Source organism: Bradyrhizobium niftali (assembly GCF_004571025.1).
GTDB lineage: Bacteria > Pseudomonadota > Alphaproteobacteria > Rhizobiales > Xanthobacteraceae > Bradyrhizobium > Bradyrhizobium niftali.
In genome coordinates this window covers 1-5920 of the sequence record NZ_SPQT01000082.1, presented here as the reverse complement: position 1 = coordinate 5920, position 5920 = coordinate 1, and the positions used below count along the sequence as shown (strand labels likewise).

The window sequence follows — 5920 nt, the reverse complement described above, 5'->3', positions numbered from 1 at the left end:
CTCCTGCAGCATATGCCGGGGACGCCAGCACTGCCGCAAACGTTCCCAGCGCAACGAACCTGATCATCGCTGTGATCATTCCTGTCTCCTGTTTCTGACAACGCGGCCCCGGACGACCTGATAACCCTGCTGCGGCAGAGATATTCCGGGGCGCTGTGCTCACGGAGACGTTAGCGTTCGTACGACAGTCCTCTTGTCCTTTACTGAAACGCGACTTCGGCGAAACTGCGGAGCTTTCGCGAATGCAGCCGCTCGGATTCCTGCTGCTTGAGCCGCTCCAGCGCCTTCAGGCCGATCTCGAGATGCTGGCCGACGCGGCGGCGATAAAATTCGCTGGCCATGCCCGCAAGCTTGATCTCGCCGTGCAGCGGCTTGTCGGAGACGCAGAGCAGCGTGCCGTAGGGGACGCGGAAGCGATAGCCGTTGGCGGCGATCGCGGCCGATTCCATGTCGAGTGCGACCGCGCGAGATTGCGACAGGCGGCGGATCACCTCGGGCCCAGAGATCTCCCAGTTGCGGTTGTCGACGCTCGCGACCGTCCCGGTGCGCATCAGGCGCTTGAGCTCGAAGCCTTCGAGGCCCGTGACGTCCTCGACCGCCTCCTCGAGCGCGACCTGCATCTCGGCGAGCGCCGGGATCGGCACCCAGAGCGGCAGCTCGCGGTCGAGCACATGGTCCTCGCGCACGTAACCATGGGCGAGCACGTAGTCGCCGAGCCGTTGCGTGTTGCGCAGGCCCGCGCAATGGCCGAGCATCAGCCAGGCGTGCGGGCGCAGCACCGCGACGTGATCGGTGACGTTGCGCGCATTGGACGGGCCCGTGCCGATATTGATCAGGGTGATGCCGCGATAGCCGGGCTCGACCAGATGGAAGGCAGGCATCTGCGGCGTGCGCGTCGGCGCGTCCCCGCTCGTCGCGCCGCCGCTCCGCGTGATCACATTGCCGGGCGCGACGAAGGCTTCGAGGCCGGCCTCGCCGGACTGAAGCCGCCGCTGGCAGAGCTGCGCGAAGGCATCGACGTAGAACTGGTAGTTGGTGAAGATCACGAAGTTCTGGAAGTGCTCGGGATCCGTGCCGGTGTAGTGATAGAGCCGCCGCAGCGAGTAATCGACGCGGGCAGCCCGAAACAGGGACAGCGGCTCGGGCACCCCAGGCTGAAGCTCGAAGGTAGCGTCGGCGATCGAATCGTCCATGGTGGCGAGATCGGGCACGTCGAACGCGTCCCGCAGCGATCGCGCCACAAGGGAATTCTCGCCGGTGGTGATGGCGGCCTCGATGTTGATGTCGCGGCGATAGGCGAAGTGAATCGGGATCGGCTCCGCCGACTCGCCGATCTCTACGGGCACGCCGTGGTTCTGGATCAACAGCCCGATCTGTTCGGTCAGATAGGCCCGGAAGAGATCCGGCCGCGTGACGCTGGTCTCGTGCACACCGGGACCGGCGACGAAGCCGTAGGAGAGACGCGAATCCAGCCGCGCATGCGTCGCCGTGGTGAGGCGGACAAAGGGATAGTAGGCCCGCGCCCGCATCGTGATCGCTTCGCCGTTGACATAGGCCTCGAACCGGTCGCGCAGGAACTTCGTGTTGCGTTCGTAGATCTCTTCGAGCCGCGCGACGGCCGCGGACGCGTCGGAGAAGGATTCGGTGGCGATGGAGGGCGGAGTCTGCATTGTTCGAACGCCGGGTTCGTGGGGCTTGAGTCGAACTATAGCAAGACGCAGCCAAGCCGTCATTGCGAGCGCAGCGAAGCACGGCGCGGCGCGCCTATCGTCCCTGCTCTTCCACGCCCCCTGGAGGGCGGGGCAATCGCATACGACTCCTTGGCGGGGGCCTGAGCGCGCGCCTCGTCCTTCGAGACGACCGCTGCGCGGTCTCCTCAGGATGAGGCTAAGCGACATCTTTGCCGGTCGAAATTGCCGCCGCGCACTCTGTCCTCATCCTGAGGGCCCGCCAAAGGCGGGCGTCTCGAAGGATGGGCCGCAGAGCAACGGCCTTAGATGCGATTCCCCCGCCCTCTGGGGGAGGGTTAGCCGCGCGTCACTTCTCCCGGAACGCCCGCATGAACTGGTCGTGCAGCGGCTTCATCAAATAGGACAGCATGGTGCGGTCGCCGGTCTGGACGAAGGCTTCGACCGGCATGCCGGGGATGATCCTGGAGTCGCCGAGGCGGGCGATCTCTTCCGCCGGCAGCGAGACGCGGATGGTGTAGTAGCTCTGGCCGGTGCGCTGGTCGGTGGTGACGTCGGGCGAGACGCGGCTGACAACGCCGTTGAGCTCTGGCGTGGTGCGCTGGTTGAACGCGGACAGGCGCAGCAGCGTCTTCTGGCCGATCTGGAGCTTGTCGATATCGACCGGATTGACCTTGGCCTCGACCTGGAGATCGTCGGCCTGCGGCACGATCAGCATCAGCGCGTCGCCGGCGGTGACGACGCCGCCGACGGTATGCACGGTCGATTGCAGCACCATGCCATCCTGCGGCGCGCGGATATCGACGCGGCGAAGCTGGTCTTCGGCTGCGACCTTGCGCTCGATCATCTCGCCGATCTTGTCGTTGGTCTCGCGCAGATCCTTGGAGACCTCGCTCACCATGTCCTTGTCGACCTGGATGATCTGGAGCTCGGTCTCGGTGATCTTGCCCTTGGCCTGCGCCCGCGAGGCGATGTACTGCGCGCGCTCGCCGTTGAGGCGGGCACTGTCGCGCTCGAGCGTGGTCAGGCGCGAGATCTGCACCAGGTGCTTCTCATAGAGATCGCGGACACCGGTGAGTTCCTGCTGCACCAGCGAGATTTCCTTGTCCTTGGCCCGCTCCTGCGCCGAGAGACCCTCGATCTCCTCGTTGAGCTGCTGGATGCGCTCGCGAAGCTGCGCCTTCTGGCCGGCACGGCCGTTGACGCGGACGTCGAACAGCTTGGTTTCGGCGGAGAGCAGCGTCTTGACGTCGGGGTCGTTGCCGCGATCGAGCAATGATTGCGGGAATTCAATCCTGTCGACACCGCGCTGCTCGGCCTGGAGCCGCGCCGCGCGCGCCAGCGCGGCGTCGAGATTCTTGGTGACGATGGCGAGGTTCGCCTTGGTGACGGTGTCGTCGAGCCGCACCACGATGTCGCCGGCCTTGACCACGTCGCCGTCGCGGGCGCGCAACTCGCCGACCACGCCGCCGGTCGGATGCTGCACCTTCTTGACGTTGGATTCGACCACGATCTGGCCCGGCGCGATCAGCGCGCCCGAGATCTGCACCGTGGACGCCCAGCCGCCGAGGCCGACGGCCAGGACCAGCACGATCCCGAGCCCGAGCATCAAGTGAAACCTGATGGAGTCCCGCACGGTCCTCTTGGCCGCGGGCTTGCCGCCACCGATCGCCATCGTGCTCATGACTTGGCCACTCCGCCCTCACTGACGACCTTGATCGGTGCCGGCGGCGTCACGCGCGGCTGGAGCACCTGGGCGAGCACCTGCTCCTTCGGGCCGAAGGCCTGCATGCGGCCGTCGCGCAGCACCAGGATCTGGTCGACCGCCTCGACGCCGATGGGCCGATGCGCCACCACGACGACGATGGCGCCACGCTCGCGGGCGGCGCGGATGGCGCGGGTCAGCGCCTCGTCGCCTTCGGTGTCGAGATTGGAGTTGGGCTCGTCGAGCACGATCAGGAACGGATTGCCGTAGAGCGCGCGCGCCAGCGCCACGCGCTGCGCCTGGCCTGCGGAGAGCGCGGCGCCCTGCTCGCCGACCTGCGTGTTGTAGCCCTCGCGCATCTTGATGATCATCTCGTGCACGCCGGCCTCCTTGGCCGCGGCGATGATGCCGTCGGAGGCGGCCTCGGGGTCGAAGCGGCTGATGTTCTGCGCGATGGTGCCGCCGAACAGTTCGACGTCCTGCGGTAGATAGCCGATGTGGCGACCGAGCATGTCGGAGGACCATTGGTCGAGCGCGGCGCCGTCGAGCCGCACCTTGCCGCGCACCGGCTGCCAGACGCCGACCAGCGCACGGATCAGCGAGGATTTGCCGGAGCCGCTCGGCCCGATTACGCCGAGACCGTTGCCGGCGGCGAGCGCGAAGGTGATGTCCTGCACGATGAGGCGCTGGTCGCCCGGCGGCACCATGGCGACGCCCTCGACCGAGAGCCGGCTGATGGGCGCTTGCAACTGGGTCGGCATCGTCTGCGCCGGCATCTGCTCCAGCAGGCGGGTCAAGCGCTGCCAGCTCTGGCGTGCCGCGACGAAGGATTTCCAATGCGCGATGGCGAGATCGACCGGCGCCAGCGCGCGGGCCGACAGGATCGAGCCGGCGATGATGATGCCGGCGGTCGCCTCCTGGTGGATGACGAGATAGGCGCCGACCGCGAGCACGGCGGATTGCAGCATCATGCGCAGCACCTTGGCGATCGCGCCGAGGCCGCCGGCCACGTCGCTCGCACGCTGATTGCCGGCGAGATATTTTTCGTTGGCCTCGCTCCAGCGCTGGTTCATCCGGCTGGTCATGCCCATCGACACCATCACTTCGGCATTGCGACGGCTGGAGGCGGCGAGATCGTTGCGCTGGGCAGCAAGCCCCATCGCCTCCTTCGCCGGTTGGCGGGACATGAACTCGGTGACCACCGTCAGCCCGACCAGGATGATGGCGCCGACCAGGGCGGTCACGCCGATCATGACGTGGAAGGCGAAGCAGATGGCGAGATAGAGCGGCAGCCAGGGCAGGTCGAAGAACGCGCTCGGTCCCATGCCGCCGAGGAAGGAGCGGACATTGTCGAGGTCGCGCAGCGGCTGGAGGCCCTCGTTGCGGTTACCGACCAGCAGCGGCAGGCGCACGACGGTGTCGAACACGCGCTTGTTCAGGGCTTCGTCGAGCGAGGTGCCGATCCGCCCCAGGATCCGGTTGCGGATCATGTCGAGCACGCCCTGCGCCATGTAGAGGAAGCTGGCAAGGACGATCAGGCCGACCAGCGTCGCAATGCTGCGGCTCGGCAGCACCCGGTCGTAGACCTCCAGCATGAAGATCGACCCGGTCAGATAGAGCAGGTTGATCATGCAGCTCATCAGGCCGACGCCGACGAACGCCGTGCGACAAGCGCGCAGCGCGTCAGCGAGCTCCGAACGGCGAACGCCTGGGACGGCTGCCATCAGTCTGGTCTCTTTCGGGTAAGGGGCAAAGCCCCTGATTTCAAAGGCAATTTCAGGAGTAATTGACCCGGATTAACATCGCGTTTTCGCCCCTTGTCCAACGCGGCTGAATCAACCCGATCCCCTGTGGGGGCACATCACCCCCTGATGGCCCGGCGCGCAAGTCCGGAATTTCACAGGCTTGCGGCTTTTTCTTGCAGACATGTCACCTCTCCCCGGGCGGGGAGAGGTCGAAAGTTGGATCAACTGAACTCGGGGCGCCGCTAGAACCGGCCGCCGCCGCGCACCAGCCGCACCACGAGCAGCAGGATGACCGCGCCGATGGCGGAATAGACGATCTCCGACACGAGCCCGGTGCCGATGCGAATGCCGAGCTTCGGGAACAGGAAGCTGGCCACAAACGCGCCGGCGATGCCGATCACGATGTCGCCGATGATGCCGAAACCGGCGCCCCGCACCACCTTGCCGGCCAGCCAGCCGGCGACCAGGCCGACGAACAGGATGACGAGCAGGCCTTCGTTGGAAATGTACATAAGTGAGGTCCCTCTGCGTGAACGGGGCCATGGAACCGGAACCGGGATGAATGGGGTCTGAATGGTGGTCGCCGCGGCCGGGTTGCGCGTGCGGAAACAAAAATGTCGAAAACAACCCCATGCACAGTAGAACGGCTACTGGTCGAGCGCTCCCTGCGAACCACGGCAACTCGATGTTGGTGGAGAGGATTTTTGACGGAGCGCGCATTTCGAAGTGAGGAGCGCAACGCTCTCTCATTCCCTCCCCCCTTGCGGGGGAGGGGCAGGGAG

4 protein-coding genes are annotated in these 5920 nt (G+C 66.1%); all 4 read right to left on the bottom strand.

The features are described 5' to 3' along the window. Positions 1–200: 200 nt before the first annotated feature. Positions 201–1670 carry an AMP nucleosidase gene (locus E4K65_RS46080; RefSeq protein WP_167771699.1) on the bottom strand — a complete coding sequence of 490 codons (1470 nt, stop codon included), beginning with the start codon at positions 1668–1670 and terminating at the stop codon, positions 201–203. 367 nt (positions 1671–2037) lie between these two features. Further along, on the bottom strand, positions 2038–3372 hold the full coding sequence (locus E4K65_RS46075; protein ID WP_025575117.1) for an HlyD family type I secretion periplasmic adaptor subunit: 1335 nt from the start codon (positions 3370–3372) through the stop codon (positions 2038–2040). Then, positions 3369–5117 (bottom strand): type I secretion system permease/ATPase, encoded by a 1749-nt coding sequence (locus E4K65_RS46070; protein ID WP_135179686.1) that lies wholly within the window; start codon positions 5115–5117, stop codon positions 3369–3371. The genes E4K65_RS46075 and E4K65_RS46070 overlap by 4 nt, the downstream gene beginning before the upstream one ends. A 263-nt stretch (positions 5118–5380) precedes the next feature. Beyond that, the gene (locus tag E4K65_RS46065) at positions 5381–5650 is read right to left on the bottom strand and encodes a GlsB/YeaQ/YmgE family stress response membrane protein (RefSeq protein WP_011090639.1); all 270 of its coding nucleotides are present in this window, start codon (positions 5648–5650) and stop codon (positions 5381–5383) included. Positions 5651–5920: the final 270 nt, after the last annotated feature.